25 protein-coding genes are annotated in these 26,526 nt (G+C 52.5%); 17 read left to right on the top strand and 8 right to left on the bottom strand.

From position 1 onward, the window contains the following. Positions 1-117: 117 nt before the first annotated feature. Together BLQ82_RS19180 and BLQ82_RS19175 are read right to left on the bottom strand one after the other, a co-directional pair. Positions 118-1,020 (bottom strand): hypothetical protein, encoded by a 903-nt coding sequence (locus tag BLQ82_RS19180; protein ID WP_062523371.1) that lies wholly within the window; start codon positions 1,018-1,020, stop codon positions 118-120. A 212-nt stretch (positions 1,021-1,232) separates the two neighbouring features. Beyond that, positions 1,233-1,838: a phosphatidylglycerophosphatase A family protein gene (locus BLQ82_RS19175; RefSeq protein WP_062523370.1), complete on the bottom strand. Its 606-nt coding sequence runs from the start codon at positions 1,836-1,838 to the stop codon at positions 1,233-1,235. A 175-nt stretch (positions 1,839-2,013) separates the two neighbouring features. Here BLQ82_RS19175 and BLQ82_RS19170 point away from each other — a divergent pair, with 175 nt between their 5' ends. The 16 genes from BLQ82_RS19170 (at position 2,014) to BLQ82_RS19095 (ending at position 19,867) form a co-directional block, all read left to right on the top strand. Next, a complete protein-coding gene (locus BLQ82_RS19170) occupies positions 2,014-3,138 on the top strand; it encodes a GerMN domain-containing protein (RefSeq protein ID WP_062523369.1) in 1,125 nt (374 codons plus the stop codon). A 361-nt stretch (positions 3,139-3,499) separates the two neighbouring features. After that, the gene (gene rph, locus BLQ82_RS19165) at positions 3,500-4,258 is read left to right on the top strand and encodes a ribonuclease PH (RefSeq protein ID WP_074648414.1); all 759 of its coding nucleotides are present in this window, start codon (positions 3,500-3,502) and stop codon (positions 4,256-4,258) included. A 1-nt stretch (position 4,259) separates the two neighbouring features. Next, positions 4,260-4,904 carry an XTP/dITP diphosphatase gene (locus BLQ82_RS19160; protein ID WP_062523367.1) on the top strand — a complete coding sequence of 215 codons (645 nt, stop codon included), beginning with the start codon at positions 4,260-4,262 and terminating at the stop codon, positions 4,902-4,904. An 817-nt stretch (positions 4,905-5,721) separates the two neighbouring features. Further along, positions 5,722-7,668, top strand: coding sequence for a glycosyl hydrolase family 18 protein (locus BLQ82_RS19155; RefSeq protein ID WP_074648413.1), 1,947 nt, complete (start codon positions 5,722-5,724; stop codon positions 7,666-7,668). 142 nt (positions 7,669-7,810) lie between these two features. Then, positions 7,811-10,228: a glycosyl hydrolase family 18 protein gene (locus BLQ82_RS19150; protein ID WP_074648411.1), complete on the top strand. Its 2,418-nt coding sequence runs from the start codon at positions 7,811-7,813 to the stop codon at positions 10,226-10,228. 273 nt (positions 10,229-10,501) lie between these two features. Then, positions 10,502-11,833 carry an ABC transporter substrate-binding protein gene (locus BLQ82_RS19145; RefSeq protein WP_244280868.1) on the top strand — a complete coding sequence of 444 codons (1,332 nt, stop codon included), beginning with the start codon at positions 10,502-10,504 and terminating at the stop codon, positions 11,831-11,833. Continuing rightward, a complete protein-coding gene (locus BLQ82_RS19140; RefSeq protein WP_062523363.1) occupies positions 11,830-12,711 on the top strand; it encodes a carbohydrate ABC transporter permease in 882 nt (293 codons plus the stop codon). The genes BLQ82_RS19145 and BLQ82_RS19140 overlap by 4 nt, the downstream gene beginning before the upstream one ends. Further along, a complete protein-coding gene (locus tag BLQ82_RS19135; protein WP_244280866.1) occupies positions 12,708-13,556 on the top strand; it encodes a carbohydrate ABC transporter permease in 849 nt (282 codons plus the stop codon). The genes BLQ82_RS19140 and BLQ82_RS19135 overlap by 4 nt, the downstream gene beginning before the upstream one ends. 36 nt (positions 13,557-13,592) lie before the next feature. Then, a complete protein-coding gene (locus BLQ82_RS19130; protein WP_062523361.1) occupies positions 13,593-15,128 on the top strand; it encodes a DUF4127 family protein in 1,536 nt (511 codons plus the stop codon). Between the two features lie 36 nt (positions 15,129-15,164). Then, the gene (locus BLQ82_RS19125) at positions 15,165-15,875 is read left to right on the top strand and encodes an N-acetylmannosamine-6-phosphate 2-epimerase (protein WP_425281117.1); all 711 of its coding nucleotides are present in this window, start codon (positions 15,165-15,167) and stop codon (positions 15,873-15,875) included. Beyond that, positions 15,853-16,680: a MurR/RpiR family transcriptional regulator gene (locus BLQ82_RS19120; RefSeq protein WP_062523359.1), complete on the top strand. Its 828-nt coding sequence runs from the start codon at positions 15,853-15,855 to the stop codon at positions 16,678-16,680. The genes BLQ82_RS19125 and BLQ82_RS19120 overlap by 23 nt, the downstream gene beginning before the upstream one ends. Before the next feature lie 30 nt (positions 16,681-16,710). After that, positions 16,711-17,643: an ROK family protein gene (locus tag BLQ82_RS19115; protein WP_062523358.1), complete on the top strand. Its 933-nt coding sequence runs from the start codon at positions 16,711-16,713 to the stop codon at positions 17,641-17,643. Further along, positions 17,640-17,789 (top strand): FAD-binding protein, encoded by a 150-nt coding sequence (locus BLQ82_RS31570; RefSeq protein ID WP_143013496.1) that lies wholly within the window; start codon positions 17,640-17,642, stop codon positions 17,787-17,789. Before BLQ82_RS19115 ends, BLQ82_RS31570 begins: the two co-directional genes overlap by 4 nt. A gap of 147 nt (positions 17,790-17,936) precedes the next feature. Then, positions 17,937-18,371, top strand: coding sequence for an NfeD family protein (locus BLQ82_RS19105; protein WP_062523357.1), 435 nt, complete (start codon positions 17,937-17,939; stop codon positions 18,369-18,371). Next, a complete protein-coding gene (locus BLQ82_RS19100) occupies positions 18,371-19,306 on the top strand; it encodes an SPFH domain-containing protein (RefSeq protein ID WP_062523356.1) in 936 nt (311 codons plus the stop codon). The genes BLQ82_RS19105 and BLQ82_RS19100 overlap by 1 nt, the downstream gene beginning before the upstream one ends. A gap of 105 nt (positions 19,307-19,411) precedes the next feature. Then, entirely contained in the window at positions 19,412-19,867 is a 456-nt protein-coding gene (locus BLQ82_RS19095; protein WP_062523355.1) for a cupin domain-containing protein, read from the top strand. 176 nt (positions 19,868-20,043) lie between these two features. Here BLQ82_RS19095 and BLQ82_RS19090 read toward each other — a convergent pair whose 3' ends face one another. The 5 genes from BLQ82_RS19090 to BLQ82_RS19070 are packed head-to-tail and all read right to left on the bottom strand — an operon-like array spanning position 20,044 to position 23,407. Next, entirely contained in the window at positions 20,044-20,685 is a 642-nt protein-coding gene (locus tag BLQ82_RS19090; protein ID WP_062523354.1) for a hypothetical protein, read from the bottom strand. Continuing rightward, positions 20,615-21,871 (bottom strand): ABC transporter permease, encoded by a 1,257-nt coding sequence (locus BLQ82_RS19085; protein ID WP_062523353.1) that lies wholly within the window; start codon positions 21,869-21,871, stop codon positions 20,615-20,617. Before BLQ82_RS19085 ends, BLQ82_RS19090 begins: the two co-directional genes overlap by 71 nt. Continuing rightward, positions 21,868-22,587, bottom strand: a complete 720-nt coding sequence (locus BLQ82_RS19080; RefSeq protein WP_143013495.1) for an ABC transporter ATP-binding protein — start codon at positions 22,585-22,587, stop codon at positions 21,868-21,870. The genes BLQ82_RS19085 and BLQ82_RS19080 overlap by 4 nt, the downstream gene beginning before the upstream one ends. 13 nt (positions 22,588-22,600) lie before the next feature. Beyond that, positions 22,601-22,867, bottom strand: coding sequence for a hypothetical protein (locus BLQ82_RS19075; protein ID WP_062523352.1), 267 nt, complete (start codon positions 22,865-22,867; stop codon positions 22,601-22,603). A gap of 6 nt (positions 22,868-22,873) precedes the next feature. Continuing rightward, the gene (locus BLQ82_RS19070) at positions 22,874-23,407 is read right to left on the bottom strand and encodes an RNA polymerase sigma factor (protein WP_062523351.1); all 534 of its coding nucleotides are present in this window, start codon (positions 23,405-23,407) and stop codon (positions 22,874-22,876) included. 234 nt (positions 23,408-23,641) lie between these two features. Here BLQ82_RS19070 and BLQ82_RS19065 point away from each other — a divergent pair, with 234 nt between their 5' ends. Next, positions 23,642-24,478 carry an aldo/keto reductase gene (locus tag BLQ82_RS19065; protein ID WP_062523350.1) on the top strand — a complete coding sequence of 279 codons (837 nt, stop codon included), beginning with the start codon at positions 23,642-23,644 and terminating at the stop codon, positions 24,476-24,478. Between the two features lie 127 nt (positions 24,479-24,605). Here BLQ82_RS19065 and asnB read toward each other — a convergent pair whose 3' ends face one another. Continuing rightward, the gene (gene asnB, locus BLQ82_RS19060) at positions 24,606-26,450 is read right to left on the bottom strand and encodes an asparagine synthase (glutamine-hydrolyzing) (protein ID WP_062523349.1); all 1,845 of its coding nucleotides are present in this window, start codon (positions 26,448-26,450) and stop codon (positions 24,606-24,608) included. Between the last annotated feature and the right edge of the window lie 76 nt (positions 26,451-26,526).

Here is a 26,526-nt window from a genome sequence, read left to right as displayed (position 1 = left end):
TGCCGTTGTTGAAGCGCCGCGGGCGGAATTGCTCCGAAACAACGGCAGAAATGCCATTGTTGCAGAGCCCCGGGCTGGTTGAAGCGCCCGGAGCGGGCTCGTTCTGCATCTAGACGGCTAGTCCAACTTTTTTATCTTCGACGGGTTGTTGATTTTGTATTTGACCGGATGCTGGGTGAGCTTTTTGGCGACGACCTTTGCTTCGAAGGAGAGAGTGTCGCCAACAGCCAGCTCCAGCTTTTTCAGCGTAGCGCTGTGGCTGGACCAGACTTCTTCGATGGCAAGATCTTGTCCCTCCACGGTCACCCCCTCATAGATGATGACCTCGTCGTCGTTATCGGAGAAATGATTGGGCACGGTCGTGAACTCTTTGACAGTGGCTGTCATCTGGAGCTTCTCATCCGGCAGGACAAGGGCTGGTTTCTTTTTGGGTTTAGCCGGCTTCTTCGGAGCTTCCGGCGTTTCACCGGCTGCAACTCCCCCAGCGACTGCTGCCTTAGTCCCAGCTGCCACTGCCTCTTCGGCCTTAGTCCCAACTGCCACTGTCTCTTCAGCCTCAGTCCCAGCTACAACAGTCTTTGCTGATTCTGCCCCAGTGTCAACAGATAACGCGGCTGCGGCCTGGGCGTTTTCGTCCCCTTCAGCTCCGTATGCTGCATTTACGGCATCTCCATCCCTGTCTCCCGCCATGACCGCTTCTGAGGCCTGGGAGTCCTCCGTCTTCACTGCATCGGAAACTGTGCCTGCTCTTGAGCCGAAGGCGGCGGTCTGCATTTCTTTTAGATAAGCGGGATGAATGCAGTGCTGCTGCTTATTCTCGAACTGGATCACAACGGTCTGAGGATCCACGTATCCGACAATTTCACAAGGCAGCGTGAGCCCTTGCCGCTTATACAGATAAGTTTTTACCCGGGTAGCTGTGCTGGATAAAAGATTCCATTCCTTGCAGCGCTCGATCAGCTCATCTTCGCTCTCAAAATCCTGTACTGACACCGGGCTGATTACAAACGAATAGGTCATCCTGGTGTTTCACCTTCTTTCCAATCTATTATTCCAAACGTTCTTACTCCCACAACCCAGGGTACAGAAAAACGTAAACCTATTGCTGCAGGCCGGTTAAAGGGTGGGATCATTCTGCCGAACATCTACCCGGTATTCTACCGAGCATCTACCTGATTCTGCCCGAAATTCCACCGGGAATAGACGTACCCATCCGGCAAAACTTGCCCGCCCTACTCAGGCTGCATCTTGTCCGTTGCCGCCTTCGTGGAGGCTGCCTCAAGATCCTCGGGCGCATGCGGTTGTCCCAGCTCCTGTTCGCGCTCGGCCTGCTTCCGGTGTGCGATGCGGGAGCTGGCGGCCGCAGCTACAGCCCCGACAATGTCGTCCAAATAGGTATGGATTTGGCCGGTGCTTTTGTCGTTCAGCCGCTCCAGCACACCGGGCTTCAGCTTGTCCACATAACCATAGTTGGTGAAGCCGATGCTCCCGTATACGTTCACAATTGAAAAAGCCAGAATTTCATCCACGCCGTATAAGCTCTCGTCGTTTTCAATCATATCCTGCAAAGGGGAGAGCAGCTTGCCCTCTTCTGCCAGCACATCCAGCTGGATGCCGGTCAGCACAGCATTCTGCACCTCGCGTTTGCTCAGCACCATCTCCACATTATGCACACACTCTTCCATGGTCAGGTTCGGATAGTATTTCTTCTGCAGCAGCATCACCAGCTCGGCGATTTCTTCCAAGGTTACTCCGCGTTTATGCAGCCAGAATGTGGTCGCTTCCGCGACCTTTTTGCTGTTCAGACTGTAAGGTATTTTTGCATTAGCATCGGCCATGATCAGTCACCCCGTAAATGTGTCTTAGTTTGGTTAGTTTAGAAAATTGTACCCTGCCTGCGCAGTAATTGTCCAGAAACCGGCAATTCAGGATAAGCTGTTGTTATTTTTTGAGCAGAGGGCTCGTATACATAGCAGTACAACTGATCTCAAGCGTTGAAAGGGGTAATCATTCATGAAGCATATGAAACCAATCCGCGGGCTGTCCGCGGCTTGCCTGCTCGCAGTTCCGTTAACCTTGTCCGGCTGCGGCCTGTTCGGCTCGGAATCGGCATCGGTAGACCCGCCGCCCGGCGAAGTAGAAGCGCAAATGCTGCAGGTCAGCGGCGGGGGGACGCTGGATACAGGAGTGCTTGGACCGGTATCTCTGGATGATACCGATCTTGCGGCAGGGGTGAGCACGGATACTGCGCCTGCGCCTGCGGCCGGGGAACGGACAACCGTTTTCCTGGAGGATGGCAACGGCCTGCTCGCACCGGTGTCCCTAAGCCTGCCGGAAGGCGATGATACAGCAATGCTGAAGGATTCGCTTGCTGCGCTCGTCAGCAAAGGACAATATGCCTCCGCACTGCCGGAAGGCTTCAAGGGTGTGCTTCCTGCCGGTACAGAGGTAAAGAACGTCACCGTAGACAAGGATAAGCTGGCTGTCGTCGAGTTCAATTCCAAGTTTAACGATTACGAACCCGCAGATGAGCGCAAAATACTTGAAGCGGTCACCTGGACGCTGACCGGCCAGGACGGAATTCAGGGAGTGCAGCTGTGGGTGGATGGCAAAAAGCTTACGGAGATGCCGCTGCAGGGCACACCGCTGGACCGCCCGTTAACCCGTACTCTCGGAATCAACCTGCCGAAGCACGGCCCGCTGCTGATGAACTCAAGCGCGGTTACTGTCTATTTTTCCGCAGCATCGCCTGACGGTACTCATCAGTATTATGTACCTGTTACCCGCTTTGTACCCGCAGGGCAGGATACACTAAAGGCTGCGCTGAATGAGCTGATCGCCGGACCGGAATCCGAGAAGGGGCTGGAGATGGTGATGACGCAGGAAACGGTGCTGGATTCCGTGGAAGCGGGCCAGAATGGAGTGGTCACGGTTTCGCTGAATGACGATATGTTCGCTGACGGCAAAGGAGTACCGGCTGAGATGCTTGAGTCCGTAGTGCTTACCGTTGCCCAGAACTCGGATGACGCCCTGGTGCAAATCCGCATGAACGGGCAAAAGACCGTAACCGGCACTAATAATGTAGACTACGGACAGCCGGTTTCGGCGCCGGAATATGTGAACGTGCTGCCGCTGTAGAAGCGGAAGCAAGGCCAAAAGATGCTTTTATGCCTGCTCTTTGGTAGAATAAAGCTTGCTAAACAAGAAACGGCTGCCTGAAGGAGAAAGAGCTCTCCTGAACCGGCTGTTTGCCGTAAGCGTTGCAGGTATCTGTGCTGCGGGAACAAGACACTAAGCTATCGCGTAAGCTCTTCCAAATCTTATAAATGAACTTTAATGGTGATGCCGTCCTGAGCTGTCGAGGACGGCATCCCTTTCTGCTTAGAATATAAGAGGGCGAAGTGTTGATGCAGGGGCGTTAATATCCCGTGGACATACGTGCATAAGGCCAGGCGGAATTCACACAAACTTAGAGCTAAAGATGTAGGAGGCAGAAAAGATGAGATCAAACGGGCGCAATGCAGATCAGCTCAGGCCGCTGACAATAACCACCCAAACCAATAAATACGCCGAGGGTTCTGTAATCATTGAAATGGGGGACACCAAGGTCATCTGTACAGCAACTGTAGACGAGAAGGTTCCCCCGTTCCTGAAAGGACAGGGTAAAGGCTGGGTCACGGCTGAGTACTCCATGCTTCCCCGTGCCACCCAGACGCGCAATCAGCGGGAAGCGGCACGCGGCAAGCTGACCGGACGCACGATGGAGATACAGCGGCTGATCGGCCGGGCACTGCGTTCCGTAGTGAACCTGCATGCTCTCGGCGAGCGCAGCATTACGCTGGACTGCGATGTCATTCAAGCAGACGGGGGGACCCGGACGGCGTCGATTACGGGCGCTTTTGTGGCCATGGCTTTTGCGGTTAACAAAATTGCGCTGCAGCATAAGCTGAGCGTGTTTCCGATTACAGATTATCTGGCGGCGATCAGCGTGGGGGTTGTCGGCGATGAGACGCTGCTCGATCTGAACTATGAAGAGGATTCCAAAGCGAAAGTTGATATGAATGTGGTGATGACCGGCGGCGGGGCTTTTGTAGAGGTCCAGGGCACCGGCGAAGAGCGTCCGTTCACCCGCCGGGAGCTGGACCAGCTGCTGGGCCTGGGCGAGAAGGGGATTTATGAGCTGATTGCCGCACAGCAGAAAGTGCTGGGAGAGATCGCGCTCAAGATTCCTGCAGGCCAAACCGGCCAAGAGGTGTAGCATGGAGTCCGGCAGCGGTGTTCTGATTGTAGCGACGAAGAATAAGGGCAAGGTGCGCGAGTTCCAGCATGCTTTTGCACCGCTTGGCCTAACCGTAAAAAGTATGTTCGATTACCCTGAGCTGCCCGATGTGGTGGAGGATGGAACGACCTTTGCCGAGAATGCGCTGAAAAAGTCAAAAGCGGTCGGGGACGCCCTTGGACTGCCCGTTCTTGCGGATGACTCGGGACTCTGTGTAGATGCCTTGGACGGAGAACCGGGGGTCTACTCGGCCCGTTATGCGGGTGAGGGCGCGGACGACATGGAGAATAATCTGAAGCTGCTGAATGAGCTGGAGAAGCTGAAGCAGGGTGAGGACACAGGGCAACCGCTGCTTAGCACGGCCCGCTTTGTCTGCGCTTTGTCTTTGTATGATCCGGTGACGGGCACAGAATTGACGGCTGAGGGGACTGTGGAAGGCTGGATTACCTCCGAGCAGGCGGGGGCAGGCGGCTTCGGCTATGATCCCCTCTTTTACCTGGCAGAGTATGAAAAAACCATGGCCGAGCTGACCCTTGAAGAGAAGCAGGCGATCAGCCACCGGGGCAAGGCGCTTATGCTCTTAACCGGGAAGCTTGCGGCGCAGCAGGAACAGCAAAAAAGTTAGACCCGCCGGGGGTTGCTGCTGAGTCTAAGCGATATTTTGAATTCGGCAAAAGGTTAACCGTCCTGGACCTGTAGCTTCAGCCTAACCGGGGAAACAGACGGCGGAATCCGAAAGCTAGCGGGGATGACAGCTTGGAGCTTTGGATAGTGAAGTGGAATTAGTGTACTTAAATGGGACGGAAAAGCCTGCTGCAGAAGGAATAGTGGGAAAAAGTAGACTTAGTTTAAGCGAATTCACATGAAAAAGTGCGAAACGCCTGAATTAGATATCCTTTTTCCACATAATGCTTGCGGGAAGCAGGATGGGGAAGATTTAAGTTCACTTTTTCCACTTGAGCTTACTGGTGCCCCAGGCCACCCTACTCTAACTTAATATCTAAAAAAGGCTATGCTGCCCAATGAGGACAGTATGGCCTTTTTTGGTATATATTAGGAAACTAGATGATATTATCCCCCTACTATGGAAATTTATCCCTAGCCTAATCATGTGCTTTATATGACAATAAAATTACCCTTCATCCTTCTAATGTTATGAAATCCCTACTCCATGTACACCATCCCTCCCAACAGTCGTGCAGGTATAAGCAGTGCCCTGATCACATGACTCACAATGCATTCCATGAACAGCAATACAAGATTAAGAGCCAAGATGATTATTTTTCGTGCGCTTTTTTGTGTTCCAAATCTACCATTCTGATCTCATGAATCTGATAGAGACACTGGATGAAGGTGAATCCGAACCAGGAGGTGACTTTGAGGAGCTTTGCCAGTAAAGCAGTAAATGCAAGCTATGGATTAAACCGAGGAGGTAAATGAAAATGAGGTCGAAAAACAGCAGATTTCGTAAAACCTTTGCGCTTGGCATGGCCGTTGCACTTGTGATTGCACTATTTTCAACGATAGGCTCCAGTGTCAGAACTGCAAATGCGGCTGCGGGCTACAAGCTCGTGGGTTATTATGCTTCCTGGGCTGCCTATGGACGGACCTTCAACGTGACGGATATCGATGCAGGTAAAATGAATGTAATCAACTACGCATTTGCCGATATATGCTGGAACGGGGTTCACGGCAATCCCGACCCGACCGGACCGAATCCGGTCACCTGGACCTGCCAGAATGAGCAAGGCCAAACGATTAATGTTCCGAATGGAACGATTGTGCTTGGTGATCCCTGGATTGATGCCCAGAAAAGCTTTGGCGATGACAAGTGGGATGATCCGATTAAAGGCAACCTGAAGCAGCTCTGGAAACTCAAGGAAAAGAATCCGAATCTCAAGACGGTGATATCCGTCGGCGGCTGGACATGGTCAAACCGCTTCTCGGATGTTGCTGCTACGGCAGCGACCCGTGAAGTATTCGCCAATTCAGCAGTCGATTTCATCCGCAAATATCATATGGATGGCGTCGATCTGGACTGGGAATACCCGGTCAGCGGAGGGCTGGCGGGCAACAGCTACCGTCCGGAGGATAAGCAGAATTATGTGCTGCTGCTGCAAAAAATCCGTGAAAAGCTGAATGCCGCCGGAACCGCTGACGGCAAAACCTACCTGCTGACCATCGCCTCCGGTGCAAGCCCTGCCTATGTTCAGAACAACAACCTTAGCGGCATTGCTGCTGTTGTGGACTGGATCAACATTATGACCTATGACTTCAACGGCAGCTGGAACACGACTACCGGACACAATGCTCCGCTCTACTATGACCCGGCGGCAGCCTCATCAGGTCTGACTGACCCTGCGAATTTCAATATCGACAAGGCTGTCACCAGCTATCTTGCAAACGGAGTTCCCGCGAACAAACTCGTCTTGGGTATGCCGTTCTATGGACGCGGCTGGGGCGGTGCCCCGAGTGCGGGAAACGGGCAATATCAGGTGTCAGCCGGTATTTCGTCCACAGGCACTTGGGAAAAGGGGAATTATGACTTCAGCGATCTCGAAGCCAACTATATTAACAAAAACGGTTATACGCGCTATTGGAACAACACCTCCAAGGTTCCATATCTCTATAATCCGTCTACACAAACATACATCAGCTATGATGACGCGGAATCCATCGGCTATAAAACCAGCTATATCAAAACCAAAGGCCTTGCAGGCGCGATGTTCTGGGAAACCAGCGGCGACCGCAACAAAACACTGCAAACCAAGCTGAACACCGAGCTGGGCGGCGGAGTCGTGCCAACACCGACACCAACGGCCACAGTAAAACCGACAGCTACGCCAACGGCCACAGTAAAACCGACGGCAACGCCAACAGCCACAGTAAAACCAACGGCTACACCGACGCCGACGCCAACAGCTACCGTGAAACCAACCCCTACGCCTACATCGACTGTGACGCCGACGGCAACACCGGGACAATGTACGGCGGAGGCTTGGAACGCGGCGACCGTCTACACCAAGGGCCAGCAGGCCTCCTATGGAGGTGTGCTGTATGAAGCCCAGTGGTGGACGCAGGGGGAACGCCCTGATCTAAGCGGCGCCTTCGGGGTCTGGAAAGTGGTCGGCACCTGCGGCAACACCACGCCGGCGCCAACGGCTACGGTGAAACCAACATCAACGCCTGTACAGACGGCAACCCCCGTGCCAACCGCTACAGTCAGCCCGTCGGTCACGCCCGGCGCATCCGCCTGGGCCGCAGGAGTGGCCTATACAACAGGCGATAAAGTAAGCTACAGCGGCAAAACGTACATCTGCCTGCAGTCGCATACTTCGCTGGAGGGTTGGGAACCGGCCACGACGGCCGCCCTTTGGCAGCTGAACTAGAACAATAGGGCAGGCATCATACAACGGCGTTCCGGCACAACCTCCCTTCCGGGTTTATTTTGACGGTACAGGATTTGCTCAAGCGAACGCCGTTTGATGCATTTTATGGCAATGACATGATCTGAAAGTGGAGGAATGCAAGATGAAACGATTGGAGTCAAGGCGTATAAAATTACCTTCTCTGCTGGCGGTATTGATGGGTCTGACCCTTCTTCTGCCCTTCTATCCATGGTCAGGCAGCAACGGCAGGCTTGTGGCCGTAGCCGCCGGAGCCGCTCCCGGGGCCACTCAGCCTGCTGCGGACCATCCCCGGAAGATTGTTGCCTATTTCCCTGAATGGGGGGATCAGGAGAACAAAGGCTTTTATACGGTAAGTAAAATCCCTTGGAGTAAAATCACACACATTAACTATGCTTTTGCCAAAGTGAATGCCCAGAACAAAATTGACTTCATGGACCGTACAGCGGCGATTGAAAAAGATTATTCCGGCCAGCTTACCGATGTGCCGTTCAAAGGACATTTTAATCAGCTGATCAAATACAAACGGCTCTACCCGGATGTGCGCACCCTGATTTCCGTCGGCGGCTGGTCCGGCTCAGGCGGTTTTTATAATATGGCGAATTCGGCGGCGGGACGGGAGACCTTTGCCAACAGCGTGGTGGATTTTCTGCGCACGTATCAGTTCAACGGGGTAGATATTGACTGGGAATACCCGTCCGGTACCGCACTTTCCGGCAACCCGAATGACTCCTCCGTGGCCGAGCCTTTGCGTGCGGTCAATTATGACAACTATGTGCTTCTGATGAAAAAGCTGCGTGAAAAGCTGGATCTGGCGGGTGCACAGGACAATCAGAAATATGACCTGACTATCGCTGCGACTGCATCTTCGTGGGTTCTCGGCGGGATGAAGCTGGGTGAAGCGAATGCCTATTTGGATTGGGCGAATCTCATGACCTATGATTTTCACGGTGCCTGGAACGGCTACGTGGGGCTGCATTCCGCCCTCTACCCGGATTCCCGCGACACCGAAACGGCTGCACTGGGGACGCCGGTGCTGAACACGGACTGGGCAGTCCGGTACTATCTCGGTACCCTTCCGCCTGAAAAAATCGTCATCGGGGTTCCCTACTACTCGCGGGGCTGGAAAAATGTCAGCGGCGGGATCAATAACACGGGCCTCTATGGCACTGCCGCGGCTACGGGCGGGGGAGCAGACGGGATTTATGGCATCTGGAATGATCCTGCTCCGGAGAAGCCTTCCGGGGCTAACCCCATCTGGCATATCCTGAATCTGCTGAAAGATCCGGCCAATCAGCGGATTTTCGACCCTGTAACCAAAACACCGTATCTGTACAACGCGGACAAAAAGGTGTTCCTGACTTATGAGGACAAGGAATCGCTGGGCTATAAGCTGAACTACATTAAGGAAAAAGGCCTCGGCGGGATGATGTTCTGGGAGCTGACCGGAGACTATTCCCAGCAGGCGGACGGCACATACACATACGGCAGCTCGCTGACCGACTATGCCTATGAACAGTTGAAAACGGCTGCGCCGCCGGGCGGCCCCGTCAAGCCGGTATTGCCTGCACCCAAAAATTTCAGCATTTCCTTTGGCGGCACCTACGATCATCCGAACTACACCTATTCGCTGAAAATAACCAACAACACTGGAGCGGAGATTCCCGGAGGCTGGAAGCTTGAATTTGATCTGCCGACCACAACTGCGCTGACCTCAGCCTGGGGAGCGGGAGCTGTGGAGCAAATCTCGGCCGCCTGGGATTTCAATCGCTACCGGCTGACCGGAACTGCATCGCAAGCTATAGCAAATGGTGCGACACTTGAGCTGCAGGGCATGATGAAGCTGAATTTCTCCGGCGGTCCGCAGCGTTTTATCCTGAACGGCAGCTCGTCGCAGAAGGAATACGACAAGCTGTATGGAGGCGTGACCCCAACCCCAACACCGTCAGCCACTGCAACGGCTACCGCGAAGCCAACACTGACGCCGACACCAACGGCTACACCTACACCAACGCCAACCGCTACGGTGAAACCTACGGCAACACCGACAGCCACAGTAAAACCAACAGTTACACCGACACCATCGCCAACAGCTACAGTCCAACCAACCCCGACGCCGACGGCCACACCGGGGCAATGTACGGCGGCGGCCTGGAACGCCGCAACCGTCTACACCAAAGGCCAGCAGGCCTCCTATGGAGGTGTGCTGTATGAAGCCCAGTGGTGGACGCAGGGGGAACGCCCTGATCTAAGCGGCGCCTTCGGGGTCTGGAAAGTGGTCGGCACCTGCGGCAACACCACGCCGGCGCCAACGGCTACGGTGAAACCAACATCAACGCCTGTACAGACGGCAACCCCCGTGCCAACCGCTACAGTCAGCCCGTCGGTCACGCCCGGCGTATCCGCCTGGGCCGCAGGAGTGGCCTATACAACAGGCGATAAAGTAAGCTACAGCGGCAAAACGTACATCTGCCTGCAGTCGCATACTTCGCTGGAGGGTTGGGAACCGGCCACGACGGCCGCCCTTTGGCAGCTGAACTAAAGGCGGGTACTGATCAACCGCATTTATTGTAATCATGGGTTGCCGTACAGATTCAGATTGTTCGGCACAAGCTTGCAGGGAAGGCATCGCCTTTACTCTGCAAGCTTTTTTTGTTGACTAAAAAGGAGAAAAATTTCTTTTTTTATTTTATGTTAGGGGAAAATCTTCATTTTTATGTCAAAGCTTGCATACTCCTAAGAAAGAGAGGGTTAAGTTAGGAAATCTGACATTGGCGTAACTCTCGTCTTACACCATTATTAAGGGGGATTTTGTGTGAGGACAAACAGATCGTTCTTTATGCTGTCGCTGCTAGTCGTAATGGCGTCGTCTATGCTGCTTGCCGGGTGTGGAGGAAATGGAACTCCGGCTGCTCCGGCCAACAGTGCAAATGCCACCGGTGCGCCTGCTGAACAGAAGGATAGTCCCCAAACAGAACCGGTCACGTTGGAATTTTGGACGATTGCCCTGCAGCCTACCTTTAATGATTATTTCAATGATCTGATCGCGAAGTATGAAGAAAGCCACCCTGGTGTAACTGTTGAATGGAGGGACTATCCCTACGATGCCATCTCACAAAGGCTGCTGACAAGCACAGCCAGCGGCAAAAGCCCCGATGTAGTAAATCTCAACACAGAATTCGCCAGCCAATTGGGAAGCAAAGGTGCTCTACTGAATCTGACGGAATATCTAACGGAGGATGAAAGGAATTCATACTTTGAAGGTATTTATAACTCTACCGTTTTGGACGGCAAAGCTTACGCTCTTCCATGGTATACAGGCACAGAAGTTTTGTTCATGAATAAAAAGCTTGTGGAGAAGGCTGGTCTAGATACGGCCAACCCGCCGAAAACCCGTGAAGAGCTGGTCGAGTGGGCCCGTCAGATTCAAGAGAAGACGGGTGCGGCCGGTTATGCGCAGCAGCTCGTATCCAAGCTGTTTCCGATAGATGGAATCTCCATTTTGAATGAGGACAAAACGGCAGCGGCCTTCAATACACCGGAAGCTGAGGCAATGATCTCCCAAATGCGCGATTTGATGAAAGAGGGTGTGGTTCTGAAGGAGGATGCGGATTTCAAAAAGCAGATCCAGTATTTTTCCGGCCAGCAGGTAGCTTTCCAGCTGTCAGGACCAACCTTTATCAATTTCATAAAGACCTCGGCGCCGGATGTGTATGCAAATACGATTGCGGTTCAGCTTCCGACAGGCAAAGCCAACCTGCGCCTCTCCAATTCCATGGACCTCGTCGTGCCGCAAAAGTCGAAGAATCCGGAGCAGGCGGTGGAGTTCGCAGCGTTCGTGACCAATGCGGACAATCAGACTGCCTTCTCCAAGGTTGCCAACACGCTGCCGTCCTCTAAAGCATCGATCAAAGATCCTTTCTTCACGGAATCCGACGGCAGTCTTGAAGCTGAGGCGAAGGTTGTATCTTCGCAAAGCCTGGATAAAGCTACCGATTATATGGTCGGAGTTCCAAGCGCATCCGATATCAACTCCGCCATTGCCCGCGGATTTCAGGAAATATTACTAAACGGGGCAGACATTAAGCAGACACTGGATGCCGTGGAGAAGGAAGTGAACAGAATCATAAGCCAGGGTATTAAATGAAGAGCTGGTTTCGTTCCGAGTCCTTCAGCGCTTGGGCGTTTATGACGCCGGGTCTTTTGTTTCTCGCCACTTTTACATTCTGGCCGATCATTTACGGAATTCCGCTTTCATTAACCGATTACTCGGTCATTACAGAAACGCGCTATGTGGGCTTTGAGAATTTCACCAGAGCCTTTCAGGATCACAATTTTATTATTTCGTTATGGAATTCGCTGGTTTATGTCTTTATTGTTCCGGTTATCCAGGTGGTTTCCATCCTCATGGCTATACTCGTAAACAGCCGGATTCCGGGCGTGAAGATGTTCCGGACCGCTTATTACATTCCGGTCGTGACTTCGATGGTGGCGGTGGCCTTGATTTGGAGCTGGCTGCTGGGCAATAACGGGGTGGTTAATTATCTTCTTATGCAGGCGGGAATAATCAGCGGGCAGGTATCATGGCTGTCAACCAGCAGCACCGCCCTGTATGTTCTGATGTTCATCACCATGTGGAAAGGTCTAGGTTATTATATGATGCTCTATCTGGCAGGGCTTCAGGGTATTCCCTCAGATCTGTATGAAGCGGCCAGAGTGGATGGTGCGAACTTTCTGAAGCTGATTATTCATGTGACTATTCCCCTGCTGAGACCCCATATCCTGTTCTGTACACTGATCTCGATTATGGGGGCAATCCGGGTGTTTGATGAGGTGTACATTCTGACAAAGGGCGGACCGGGAACCTCAACCCTGACTTCAAGCGTGTATATTTTTCAAAAGGGGCTGGAGCAGTTCAACTTCGGATATGCGTCGGCGCTTGGCCTGATAGTCAGTGTTATTGTAGGAGCGCTTAGTGTTCTGGTATTCCGGCTCAATCGGAAAGGCGGGGTGAACTCATATTGAACCCAACCAGCAGATCAACCAAACAGCTGATCACAGGAATCCGTTATACCATCATCTACTTTCTGTTAATTCTGTTAGCCCTGTTCATGATGGGACCTTTTCTCTGGCTGCTGAGCGTATCGCTGATGCCCGGCAGGAATGTGTTCTCAAGCCCCCCGGCCATCCTGCCGACGTTCATCGACTTTGACAACTATGTGCAGGTCTGGCAGTTCATGTCCTTTCCGCGGTATATCTCGAACACAGTTATTATTACAGCGCTTGGGGTAGTATTTAATATTTTACTGTCCAGTCTGACGGCATATCCGCTGGCTGTTTTTCATTTCAAAGGCCGGAATATCGTCTTCTCACTGCTGATAGCGACAATGATTATTCCGTCCTCGACAGCGATGATCGTGCATTATCTGACCATCCAGACCTTTCATCTGGGGAATTCATTCCTGGGTGTGGTGCTTCCGGCTGCCGTTTCGGTATTCAATATCTTTCTGATGCGTCAGACCTTTCTGGGGGTTCCGTCCGATATCCGTGATTCGGGGAAAATGGATGGAGCTTCAGAGCTGCGCATCTTCTGGCAGCTCGTCCTGCCGCTTGTCAAGCCGGGGATTGCCGTGATTGGGCTGCTTGAGGTTATGGCGTTCTGGAATAACTTCCTGTGGCCGATTGTTGTACTTGAAGACCCCGGGAAATATCCGCTGGCTGCAGCGCTCACATATCTGAACGGCCAGTTCTCCTATAACTTTGGCTGGATTGCCGCGGGAACTATGATCTCGGTTACGCCTATTATTATCGTTTTTCTGTTCACACAGAGGTATTACATGGAAGGAATCGCAGGTGCTATCAAAGGCTAGATGGAGAGTTAATGACAGAAAGGATGGCGGGTATTCATGCTGAAGTCATACACAATCGCTTTTGTGCCGCTGGATGAGCGGCCCTGCAATTACGGGTTCCCCCCTCTTTTGGCCAGGGGAACGGAATTTGAGGTGCTGCGCCCCCCGATGCAGCTGATGGGGCTGAAAAAGCGTCCCGGAGATGTAGACGGGTTGTGGACGTGGTTCGAGGAAGCCTGCTGTCAGGCGGATGGAGCCGTTGTCGCTTTGGATACACTGCTATATGGAGGGATTATTCCTTCCAGATTACACAGCTTGAAGCTGGAGGAGCTTGCTGCAAGGCTGGATAAGCTGCGTGCCCTCAAACGCAGGCATCCGAAGCTGGTCATTTACGCCTTTCAGCTCATTATGCGCTGCCCGCAGTACTCGCTTTCGGACGAGGAACCGGATTACTATGCCGATTGGGGACGGGAAATTTTTCGCAAAGGCTTCATCAGCCACCGCAAGGAGTTGGGAGCGGCCTCGGACGAGGAATTGCAGGAGCTTGCAGAAATTGAAGAGCGCCTGCCCCAGGAAATACTGGATGATTATCTGGGCCGGCGGAGCATCAATATCGAAGCGAACAAGCTGGTGCTGGAGCTGGTGAAGGAAGGCATTATCGGGTTCATGATCTTTCCGCAGGATGACTCGGCCGCCTTTGGACATACGGCCAAAGACCAGCAGAAGGTACGTTCACGGATTACTGAGCTTGACTTGGAGCTTAGAGCTTATATGTATCCCGGTGCCGACGAGGCGGGCTGCACCCTGCTGGCACGGATGATCAATAAGGTCACAGGAACGGTGCCGCTTATTTATCCGCGGCTGTCATCGGTACAGGGGGCGTTTGTCACCCCGCTGTTCGAGGACCGTTTTTTCTATGAGACGCTGAAGTACCAGATTACAGCCGCGGGCGGCCTGATTGCCTCAAGTGCCGGGGAGGCCGATCTCGTACTTCTGGTTAATACGCCAGGTGAGACAATGGTCGAAGCGGTCTCCCAGCAGGGTTCTTTTTTCAGCTATGATGTGTACCGGAACCTGATGGAGATTGTAGAATACGGGGATTATATCTTGAACCATAAGGGAAAGCCGGTCGCCGTAGCCGATGTCGGATACGCCAATGGAGGGGACCGGAAGCTGGTGAAGATGCTGCGGGAGAGAAATATTTTGTTCAAGCTGGCCGGATATGCGGCCTGGAATACAAGCTCGAACACGCTCGGTACAGTCCTTTCTCAGGCAATGATATACCTGCATTACGGACGTACACAGGAGCATTTGGATTTTCTCGGCCTCCGTTATGCAGAAGATGTCTGCTACTGTTCGATTGTCCGGGGTGAGCTCTGCGATGGTCCGGTCCAGGACATGGGTTTCGGCAAATATCTGCTCGACGGACAGCGCGGGAGCGTAGCTGTCATGGTCGAACAACGGCTGCGTCAGGAGTTGGCTGTTAGAATTGATGGCCCGGAGGGGAAGGTAGAGATTACAGACTGCTACATGCCGTGGAACCGGATGTTTGAGGTGGGATTGTCCGTCCATTTTGAGCCTTCTGGAGAATAGAAGGAAAAGTAGACTACAAGAGAGAGGGTGGGGACCCTGAATACGATAATACAGAAGCTGCATCACGGACTGATCGTATCCTGTCAGGCACTTCCGGGAGAACCGCTGTATGGTGCCGAAATGATGGCACGTATGGCAGCCGCTGCTGAGGAGGGGGGCGCGGTTGGCATCCGGGCTAACGGTGCTGCGGATGTCCGCGCTATCAAGAGTGCTGTTTCACTGCCTGTTATCGGCATTATAAAGAGGGATTATCCGGGTTCGGCGGTGTACATCACCCCGACGCTAAGAGAAATCGAAGAACTGCTTGAGGCCGGAGCAGATATGATTGCATTTGATGCGACTGGGCAAAAGAGACCGGAGGGATGCACGCTGGAGCAAATCGTATCCTTTCTGAGCCGGAACGGCACAGCTTCAATGGCCGATATTTCGATTCTGGAGGAGGCCATCCATGCGGAAGCCCTGGGGGTCAGCTGTGTCTCAACAACACTCTCGGGCTATACACCGTACTCCCTCCAACAGGAGGGTCCTAACTTTGAACTGCTGCAAAAAGCGGTGGAGCGCTTATCGGTCCCTGTTATCGCTGAAGGCAGGATGATTGAGCCGGACCAGGTCCGGAAGGCCATGGATTTGGGGGCGTACGCAGCAGTGGTGGGTTCAGCCATAACAAGGCCCCAACTGATTACAGGGCGGTTTGCGGCGGCAATAAGAAGGGTGGAAATGAACAATGGAAATGACAGACCGGATTAATACGTATTATCCCTCTATGACCAAATCGGAGCAGAAGGTGGCCCAATGTGTTCTTGAGCACCCGGATAACCTGATCTACCTTTCTGTAACAGAGCTCGCGGATTTTGCCGGTATAGGAGAGACGACAGTTATGCGGTTTTGCCGCAAAATCGGGTTCAAGGGATACCAGGATTTTAAGCTGATGCTTGCCCAAGGGCTGCCGAAGCAGCAAGCCCTTTCCGGGCGGGATGGCGGGGACGCGGATTATGCGACGCTCCTTTACGAGTCGATGGTCAACATTCTCCAGTCAAGTCTCGGTATGCTGGACCGCGAACAGCTGGAGGAGTCCATTAATCTAATTGACGCGGCGCGCCATGTGCAGTTTTTTGGGGTAGGCTCATCGGCCATTACCGCATTGAATGCTAAAAACCGCTTTCTGCGAATTGGAAGACGGGTTGAGGCGATTGCGGACAGCCATATCCAATCGATGATGGCTGTAACGATGGGCGAAGGGGATGCCGCCTTCGGCATTAGCGTCTCCGGAAGCACACTGGATACCAATGATATGCTGATGAAAGCGAAGCAGAACGGGGCAAAGGTTATTGCCATGACCAATTATGCCAAGTCTCCCATAGCGTCCATTGCAGATATCGTTCTCCTGACAGCCGGGAAGGAATCGCCTCTTGAAGGGGGATCCATGGGCGCGAAAATATCCCAGCTGTTCATTATTGACCTGATCTGTAAAGGACTGGAGCAGAGGCATGCGGATGAGACGAAGAGCATGAAGGAACTGACAGCAAGGGCCGTCATTGACCGAATCTATTAAGGGAAGCGATAGAGGTAAGGAGGGAGATGGATGGGGCGAGTTATCGGAGTGGATATCGGGGGTACGGCCGTCAAAGGACTGGTCATTGACGAAGCTGGAGCTGTATGGGCAGAAGCAAAGCGCGATACGGATGCCCGGCAGGGCAGGGAAGCAATATTGGGCAAGCTGGAAGCGCTGGTCCGCGAGCTGCTGGAAGCCTGCCCCTTGGTTCAGGCCATCGGCATAGCTTCAGCGGGGAGAGTGAACACCGACACTGGACAGGTGGTGTACGCCACTGATAATCTGCTGGGCTGGCAGGGGCTTCAGCTTGCCCAGTGGGCAGCTGATACCTTCAGGCTCCAGGCTGCCGCCGACAATGATGCGAACGCGGCGCTGCTGGGTGAAGCGTGGCTGGGTGCAGGACGAGGATATCAGGATCTGGTTATGCTCACGCTGGGCACCGGAGTAGGCGGGGCTTATATGGTACACGGCGCTCTTGGCCGTGGTATCCACTGGAGCGGAGGGGAATTCGGACACAGCGTTCTGGTTCCCGGCGGCCTCCCCTGCAATTGCGGCAAGCAAGGTTGTGTGGAGCAATACGTCTCGGGTTCGGCCCTGCTGCGGCTCGGACAGGAGCTGACAGGCCGGACCTATGGGCATGGAGCGGAGCTTATGGCCGATGCGCGGGCGGGGGATTCGGGCGCATTGCAGGTGCTGGAACGCTTCGCAGCAGATTTGGCGGTTGTGCTCAGCAACATCAGCGTCACATTTGATCCGGCACGTATTATCATTGGCGGAGGGGTTATCCATGAACGGGAAATATGGTGGCCGCTGCTGAAGAACAAGCTGAAGAGTGAAGTACTGCCGGATCTCCTTGCTGCGGCTGAACTCGGGAACCGGGCCGGTTGCTTTGGGGCGGCCAAGCTCGCGCTGGAACGCTTCGGGCAGCTGCCGGCCGGGTCCAAAAAGGAGGAAACAGCATGACCTTTGCACGCATAAAACAAAGTGATGTGATCATCATCGGCAGCGGACTTGGCGGAACGGCGGCGGCTCTCGCCGCAGCCAAAGCGGGACTGCGTGTACCCGCTATTCAAGCCTGTATAATGTGGAAATTATGTGGATTTTTATGAAGAAGGCTGATTGTGCCGCTCATAACCTTCCATCCGCTGAAATATAATGGCTATGCTTGCCTGTGTCCAAGACTCCAAAAAACTTATGCAACGTCATGCCGTTTTTTTCGTTATAGTAGTATATAGCGGAAGGTGGTGGGTTCACCGATGGTGGTCTGGGTGTTTTGGTTAATTGCAGCCGGTGTCCTGTTTGTCGTTGAAATGATGACGCTTACGTTTTATCTGCTCTGGTTAAGCATTGGGGCTCTGGCGGCTTGTCTGGTTTCGCTTTTGCTGCCGGATGCGGTACTGCTGCAGGTCTTGGCCGGCTCGCTGGTTGCCCTGGGGTTGACGATTTTCTCAAAGCCGCTGGTGGCCAGATTCCGCAGCTCGCGGGGGTTCCAGGATACAGGAACGGATATTGTCGGCAGGCAGGGTTTGGTCGTAGAACCGATTGAGCCTGGGCGGTACGGCCAGGTTAAGGTAGGCGGCGATACCTGGAGCGCAACCTCAATAGAGTCGCTGGGCAAGGATGAAGTGGTCAAAGTGGTCGGAAGAAGCTCCACAATTATTGAAGTAGTGCGATGGGGGGATATGTACTGATGCAATGGGCTATTATTGGGATTATTGTTTTTGTTGTTGTCGTATTTGTAGCGTTAACCGTCAAAATCGTACCGCAGCAGCGGGTAGGGGTTGTAGAGCGTCTCGGTAAATTCCACCGGCTGCTCACACCCGGTCTGAATGTTCTTATTCCGATCATCGACCAGGTGCGCACCTACCATGATTTGCGGATACAGCAGGCTAATGTGCCGCCGCAGACCGTGATTACCAAGGATAATGTGCAGGTGCAGATTGATACGATTATTTTCTATCAGGTAGTGGGACCGGAAGAAGCAACCTACGGCATTTCCGATTATGTATACGGGGTACGCAACATCTCCACAGCCACCATGCGGCAGATTATCGGTAAGCTGGAGCTGGATGAAACCTTGTCCGGCCGGGAAAAGATTTCCTCGGATATCCGCCTGGCGCTGGATGAGGCGACGGAGAAGTGGGGCGTGCGGATCGAGCGCGTTGAGGTTATCGATATCAAGCCGCCGCTTGATATCCAGGAAGCGATGGATAAGCAGATGAAGGCCGAGCGCAGCAAGCGTGCGATTGTGCTGGAGGCGGAAGCCGCCAAGCAGGATATGATCCTGCGTGCCGAAGGTGACAAGCAGAGCAAGATCCTGAAGGCCGAAGGGGATAAGGAAGCGCGTATCCGGCAGGCAGAAGGCTTGCGGCAGGCACAGGAGCTGGAAGCGCTTGGGCAGGCCAAAGCGATCCAGGCGGTTGCGGAAGCCGAGAAATCACGGATCGAACTGATCAGCAGTGCAGGGCTGGATGAACGGGTGCTGGCCTATCAATCCTTTGACGCGCTGACCGAAATCTCCAAAGGTGCGGCCAACAAGGTGTTCCTGCCTACCAGCGCTGTTGAAACACTGGGCACGCTGGGTGCCATGGCCGAGGTGTTCAAGGCCAGTAAGGAAAGCAAATAGGCCGGAGATTTTACAATTGCGGCACATTCCGTTAAAGTAAAAGCAAAACGAAGCGTAATGCTTACGAAGCAGTTTTGCTGCGCAAAACTTTAAGGAGAGAAGATAGTGACGCAAAAAGAAATTTCGCCGCTGGTTGAAGCGCTGGGGCTGCAGCCTCACGTGGAAGGCGGCTGGTACAAACGGCTGTGGAACGCTCCCTTTGAAATCCCGCAGGAAACGCTGGGTGAGAACTATTCCGGGCCAAGAGCCTCGGCCTCTTCCATTTATTTTTTGCTGCATGCGGATGAAGCCTCGGAGTGGCACACGGTGCTCTCCTCCGAAATCTGGCTGTGGCATTCCGGCAGCCCGATTGTCCTGAGCCTTGGGGGCACCGGCGACAAGCCGGAGAATGTGACCGAGGTGGTTCTCGGCCTGGATGTTGCTGCCGGACAACAGCCGCAGGTTGTGATTCCGCCAGGGGTATGGCAGGCCGCCCGGCCGCTGGGTGAAGAACCAGTGCTGGTCTCCTGCATTGTATCCCCGGAGTTTCATTTCGATGATTTCAAGCTGATCGAGAAATAAGCTGCCACTGCACTCAGAAGAAGTTCCCAGAAGCAGATTTATCTATGCAGAGCAGCGCTACTCACGTTTAGTGAGCAGCGCTGCTCTGTGTTTTTTAGGTCATGGGCTGTCCGGTTACGGCAGACGGCAAGCATTAAGCTTAAGCGAAGGGTTTCCCATTCGATGTTCCTCTTACGCTATCTTAGCTGTCTCACCATGGCCCTGTAGGCTGTGCCGACGGCAAACAAGACCAGCGCCCCGCCCAGAAGCCAATATTTCTCATTCATACTCTCCATGGACAGCGAAAATAAGTAGAAATTCCCCAGCTTCTGACCCGAAAACATATTCAGGATATAATACACTGTCGGCAGCATGTACCCCGCGACCAGGTTGTCTGACAACGAGTAGGCTAGGAACCCGAGGGAGCCCAGAAACAGGGCAGTGGCAAAGGTCCCAAGGATAAACGGCCCGGCTGCGAACTGGCAATGGTTCAACAGCATTACTCCAATAAAGCTGCTTACGAGGCATAGCAGGACAGTCAGAGCTAACATAAGCCTAATCAGGAGTACCGATGTAAACGAGGTGTATTTAGACTCGATTAATTCTTTTACAGCATTGTCTTGCTCCGGTAAAAACAAGGGAGTACATAAAATAATTCCTGTGAACGTGAGAAAACGTTCCAATACGAAGCTGGAGGCCCTGCTGTCAAGATACTGTATGCCAAACAGGACGGGGGTTCCCAGGGCAAGCGCCAAAGCCAGCAAAAAATTAACCCATAGTGTCAGCTTTAATTGGGCTTTTGCGATTTCTGAGTATTTGGTGAAAATAGCCGTAGACATCCAGCTTCCCCCTTCTCTTAAGCTCATACAGCACAATAGTTACACCCACCAGAAGCAGCGAAAATAGCACATAAAGGCTCCTGTTCAATATGAGGGCGGGTAATCCGTCCAGCATGGCCTGCAAATTGCCCAAAGTATTGTGGCGGATAGCTAACTGGGTACCGTAGTGTCCACCATAGATATAGGAACTGCCTGAGAGTATATCCGTATAGCTCCAAAATAGCTGCACCGCTATGGCAATGGGGGTGTCGGTCAGCGTTGTCAATACAAATGCAACCGCTGTAGTTGTCATTAGCGTAGGGAGCAGCCAGGCCAGAATGTATTTGGCAAAAGCCCATAAATCGACTGTAATATGGTGTTTGCTCCCATACAGAGCCAGCTGAGTCAGCGGGAGGAGCGACAATAACAGAACGGGAAGCAGCAGCATCGTTACCAGTGCAAAATACCTCGCCAGAATAAAGCCTGCTGAACTGTATTTGCGGGAATATAGCAGCTCCTTGACCCCGGCTTTCCGGTCTCTGATTAAGAATGCCACGGGTACAAAAACAGAAAATAAAGAGATTACGATGCCCATATAATCACAAAAATATCGGGCGTAGGCACCGGTTACCTGGTCAACTTGAATGAAATTATGGTATTCCGCCAGTTTTTCTTCGTAAGTAACAGGGGTGTTTCCATACTCTTGAAGTCTGCTTTCTTCGTAGTTTGATCCTCCTCCCAGCATGGTATCTAGCTCGGCCATTTTGACTTTAAACGATTCGTAAGTGATCAGAATGGGAAGCTTGTCCTGCTTATTCATCAGATCTTCCGGACGTTGTCCAGTGATGTCTTTTACGATCGCAGCCACTTTCTCCTGTTGCTTCTGACTTAACTTCACATTCTTATAGAAGCCGACAGGATAGGTGGTGTATTCATTGTTTGCATACTCGCTTAGCAATTGATTTAGAGCAGCAGGCATAACCTGTTCCGGAATTTCCGCTTCTACAGACCCGTAATTGTCAGCATCCGGCGGAGGTTTCATCAGAGGATTTTGGCTGTTGTACCCGGACGGGTTCTGCACTTCAGCGATATCGGTCCCTGCAAAATCACTCAGCTGGGTGAAGTAGAACAGGAGCATGACGCCAATAAACACAAAGTAGATCATGCTTTTGGAGGTTTGCCGGCATTCTGTGAGAAATAGCTTCATCGTTGATGCCCTCCCATCTGTTTCATATAAGCTTCTTCCAGACCACGTTCATTTCCGATGAAATGCTGCAGTGCTCCCTGATAAATGATTTGGCCCTTGTCCAGAACAGCAATGTTCTGACAGGTCTTTTCAATGTCCTCTACAATATGGGTAGACAGGATAACGATTCTATTCTCTGCTATTTCACAGAGTAAATCGCGGAACCTTATTCGCTCTTCGGGGTCAAGCCCGGCGGTAGGTTCATCCACAATCAAGATTTGGGGATCATGCAGAATGGCCTGTGCAATGCCCAGCCTGCGTTTCATTCCTCCCGATAATGCCTTTACCTTGAGGTTCAGGCAATCTTCGAGGTTGACCCGTTTTAAGAGAGCGGTTATCCGCTCTTTTCTTGCCGCTTTGGGCAGCTCTGATAATATTCCCAGATAATTCATGGCCGCGTACACAGTCATACCGGGATAGATGGAGAAATCCTGAGGCAAATATCCGATGAGCTTCCTGACTTCCTTGGATTGTTCAATGGGAATGCCGCATACCGTAACCGATCCGCCTGATTTATGAAGCAGGGTCGCGAGTACCCTCATCAAGGTCGTTTTTCCGGCGCCGTTTCTGCCAAGGAGTCCGAACATACCGGGCTGAATATGTAGTGAAACATTCCGTAGGGCTTCTCTTTTTCCAAAATTCTTAGATAGATGATCTATGATAATTTCAGGTTTCAAGGTTGTTCCTCCCTTATTTGATGAAGATTTTATATGAGAAGTCGTCCAATATGTAACCAAGCAGCAGGTAAGCTCCGCAAATGCACGTTATAAATCCAGGGTTTGAGGGAACCCAGAGGATTAGCAGCACAAACGTTACAAGCAAAGCAGTGTACATGGCGATATTTTTTTTCAGCAATCTCCGATTGCGTTCTCTTGCTTGTTTTTTTTGCAATTGTTCTGCTTCCGCGAGTTCAACTTTTCTCCACATACCGGCTAAAAAATCCTTTTCACTCCTCATTCACCATCAGCTCCTTATACTGAAGTTTGAACTTTTTGCGTGCTCTGTAGAGCAGAGAATTTTGATTTGGGGTACTGACCTTTTCATAATGCTGGCAATATCCTTATAACTGAAATCAGCCACAGCATACAGATACAAAGCTGTTTTATAATCGATCTGCAAATCGCCCAGCACCTCATAAATAAGTTTGGTGTTCTCGCGGCTGGCCAGGATTTCCTCGGGTGTAGTGTGGTCGCTGAGCTCAGGGACTGCATCTGAACTGAAGAACCGCGAGGCTTGTCTTGATCTTAAGTAATCAATGCAGTTGTTGCGGATAATGGTGAATAAATACGTATTAAAAGCATGGCTGGGCCGATAGGTTTCTCTATGGATATACACTTTTACGAAGCATTCCTGCACAATATCCTCGGCGGTATATAAATCACACACAAAGCTGTTTGCAAATGCGATAGCCTTAAGTCTGTGCTTCAGGACAAGCTCTTCGTACGCCCCTTTATCTCCAGCTTGTACCCGAGCCATAAGTTCATTGTCTTCATACAATCCTCTCCACCTCCTTCAGGCCCTTCTTACACGAAAAATAAAGATACAAGTTACACCTTAAAGCAAAAAAGGCCGGTGCACTGTGATTAACAGACCAGCTGATACCTGCTTTTATAGAATTTTGGTAAGTTGTCAACGTTTTGCTATACTAAAAGCAATGGGTATGTGCTTCTTATGCAAATTTTTCGGTTAAGGAAGAGTGATGAATTTAACTTATAGCTTGGAGGCGAAACGATGAGTCAATTGAACGGACCATTCTCAGGCGGACCTACGTTAAATGACGGGGCAACCATGCCTTGGCTGGGGCTTGGCGTGTGGCAGGCCAAGGACGGAGACGAAGTAATTCATGCCGTGAAGACGGCACTAGAGACAGGCTACCGCAGTATTGATACGGCTGCCGGATACAAGAATGAAGAGGGTGTCGGACAAGCTATCCGTGAATCCGGTGTGCCCCGGGAAGAACTGTTCATTACGACCAAGCTGTGGAATGGGGATCAAGGTTATGAGTCGGCACTGAAGGCTTTTGAGGTCAGCCGGAAGAAGCTTGGACTGGATGTTCTTGACCTGTATCTGATCCATTGGCCGGTGGCCGGCAAGTACCGCGATTCCTGGAAGGCACTGGTGCATCTGCAAAAGGAGGGGCTCGTCAAATCCATTGGCGTGAGCAACTTTCAGCCGCATCATCTGCAGGATATCATCGAGGATACCGGTGTGGTGCCAGCCGTGGATCAGGTCGAGTTCCACCCGCTGCTGACCCAGCGCGAGCTGCTGAAGTATGCGAAGGCCCATGACATTCAGGTAGAAGCCTGGAGCCCGCTGATGCAGGGCAATCTGGATCTGCCGGTGCTGCAGGAGCTGGCTGGTAAATACGGCAAAACCCCGGCGCAAATCGTGCTCCGTTGGGACCTGCAGCAGGGCGTCATCACGATTCCGAAATCCGTGCATGCCGAACGCATTGTAGAGAATGCCGGATTCTTCGACTTCACGCTCAGCGATGAGGACGTCAAGGTGCTTGAGGATCTGAATCAGAATCACCGCTTCGGCCCGGACCCGGATAATTTCAATTTTTAAGCTGCTGGATGGCATAGTCAGCATACAGAAAGCCAAAGAACAAGTCTCCCCGCGGGGCTTGCTCTTTGGCTTGAGCTTTTATTGAGTAAAAAAGCAGGTGCCGGCAGGAAGCGGACCAGCCGCTATTTTACCCGATCGAAACGTTATATTTGCGCAGCCATAGATTAACCTGGGCCAGATAAGCAAACAGCTGCGGGCCGGACATCAGCTGGCCGAACCAGGGCAGATTGCTGGAGGATTCCGGGGATGCGGCGATCTCACGGATTTTGGCGGCGTCTATTAATGGCAGGATGGGCGACGATGAGTCATCCAGGATGTCAAGCATCTGTGTCCGTACTGCGTTTAGGTAGGCCGGATTATGTGTTTTGGGATACGGGCTTTTTTTGCGGTAGAGCACATCGTCCGGGAGAATGCCTTCCAGCGCTTTGCGGAGGATGCCCTTTTCCCGGTTGCCTACGGTTTTAATTTCCCAGGGAATGTTGAAGACGTATTGCACCAGCCGGTGGTCGCAGTAAGGCACGCGGACCTCCAGGCCAACCCCCATGCTCATCCGGTCCTTGCGGTCCAGCAGGGTAGGCATGAACCGGGTAATGTTCAGATAGGACATCACGCGCATTTGCGCCTGTTTGCCGGTCTCGCCGTCAAGCTTCGGCACCTCTGCCACCGCGTCGCTGTACCGGTCCCCCAAATACTCCAGCGGACGAATCCATTCCCGGATTTCCGGGGACAGCAGCTCTGTGCGCATTTTGGGTGCCACTGACCAGGGGAAGGTGCCGGAAGACAGCATTTCCTCACGGTGGAACCAGGGATATCCGCCAAAAATCTCATCAGCCGCTTCACCGGAAATGGCAACAGTGGCGTTCTTTTTGATCTCCCGGCAAAATAAATACAACGAGGAATCCACATCGGTCATCCCCGGCAGGTCGCGGGAGTAGAGGGCGTTATCCAGCGCCGTTACCAGCTCGGGAGTATCGAACGCCACATAATGGTGATTTGTCTTCAGCTCGTCGACCATCCGCTTAATCCAGGGGCCGTCTGCGCCGGGCTGGAAGGAGTGGCTTTTGAAATGCTTGTCGTTATCGACATAATCGACGGAATAGGTGTCGACCTGGCCTTGGCCGGTACGGTTGTAATAATCCACAGCGAGCGCGGTCAGCGCACTGGAATCGAGGCCCCCGGAGAGCAGCGAGCAGACCGGAACATCCGACACCAGCTGGCGCTCCACGGTATCCTGCAGCAGATCCCGGACCTTGGCCGCCGTTTCATCCACGTTGTCGGTATGATTGTAGCTCTCTAGCTCCCAATAAGCATACTTGCGGATTCCATTCCGGCTATAAATCATGGCATGACCTGGACGAAGCTCGAATATATCTTTGTATACCCCATGTCCCGGTGTACGGGCCGGACCGATGATAAAAACTTCCGCCAGGCCTTCCGGTCCGACATTCGGCTTCACCTTGGGATGCTGCAGCAGCGCTTTGGGTTCAGAGCCAAAGACAAATACGTCGTCCACCTGGCTGTAGAACAGCGGCTTCACGCCAAGACGGTCCCGAGCCAAAAACACCTGATCGCGCAAGCTATCCCAGACGGCAAATGCAAAAATGCCATTCAGTTTTTCCGTACAATCCGGTCCCCATTCGATATAGGCATGGAGCAGAACCTCCGTATCGCATTCTGTGAGAAAATGATGCCCGCGCTGCTGGAGTTCAATTTTGAGCTCAGGGGCATTATATAATTCACCGTTATACACAATTGCGTACACCTTGTCGTCATGGCGGGCGATCATCGGCTGTGCCCCGTTCTCAGGATCGATGACGCTAAGTCTCCGGTGTCCGAGGGCGCAGGGGCCGGAGATCCAGGTTCCAGCCGCATCCGGTCCGCGGTGCCCCAGTGTTTCAGTCATTTTTACGAGCAGTTGCGAGTGCTGTGTGAGGTCGCCGCGCCACTGGATAAATCCGGTTATTCCGCACATGATGCTTCATCCTCTCTTTTGTGCGATTGTTGTCCAAATATAAAGATTTATATGCTGCACGCAAAAAATTATCCTT

Origin of the sequence: Paenibacillus jilunlii (genome assembly GCF_900102965.1) — a bacterium.
GTDB classification, from domain to species: Bacteria; Bacillota; Bacilli; order Paenibacillales; family Paenibacillaceae; genus Paenibacillus_AQ; species Paenibacillus_AQ jilunlii.
The sequence above is the reverse complement of the archived record's forward strand: the minus strand, read 5'-3'. Positions and strand labels throughout refer to the sequence as shown.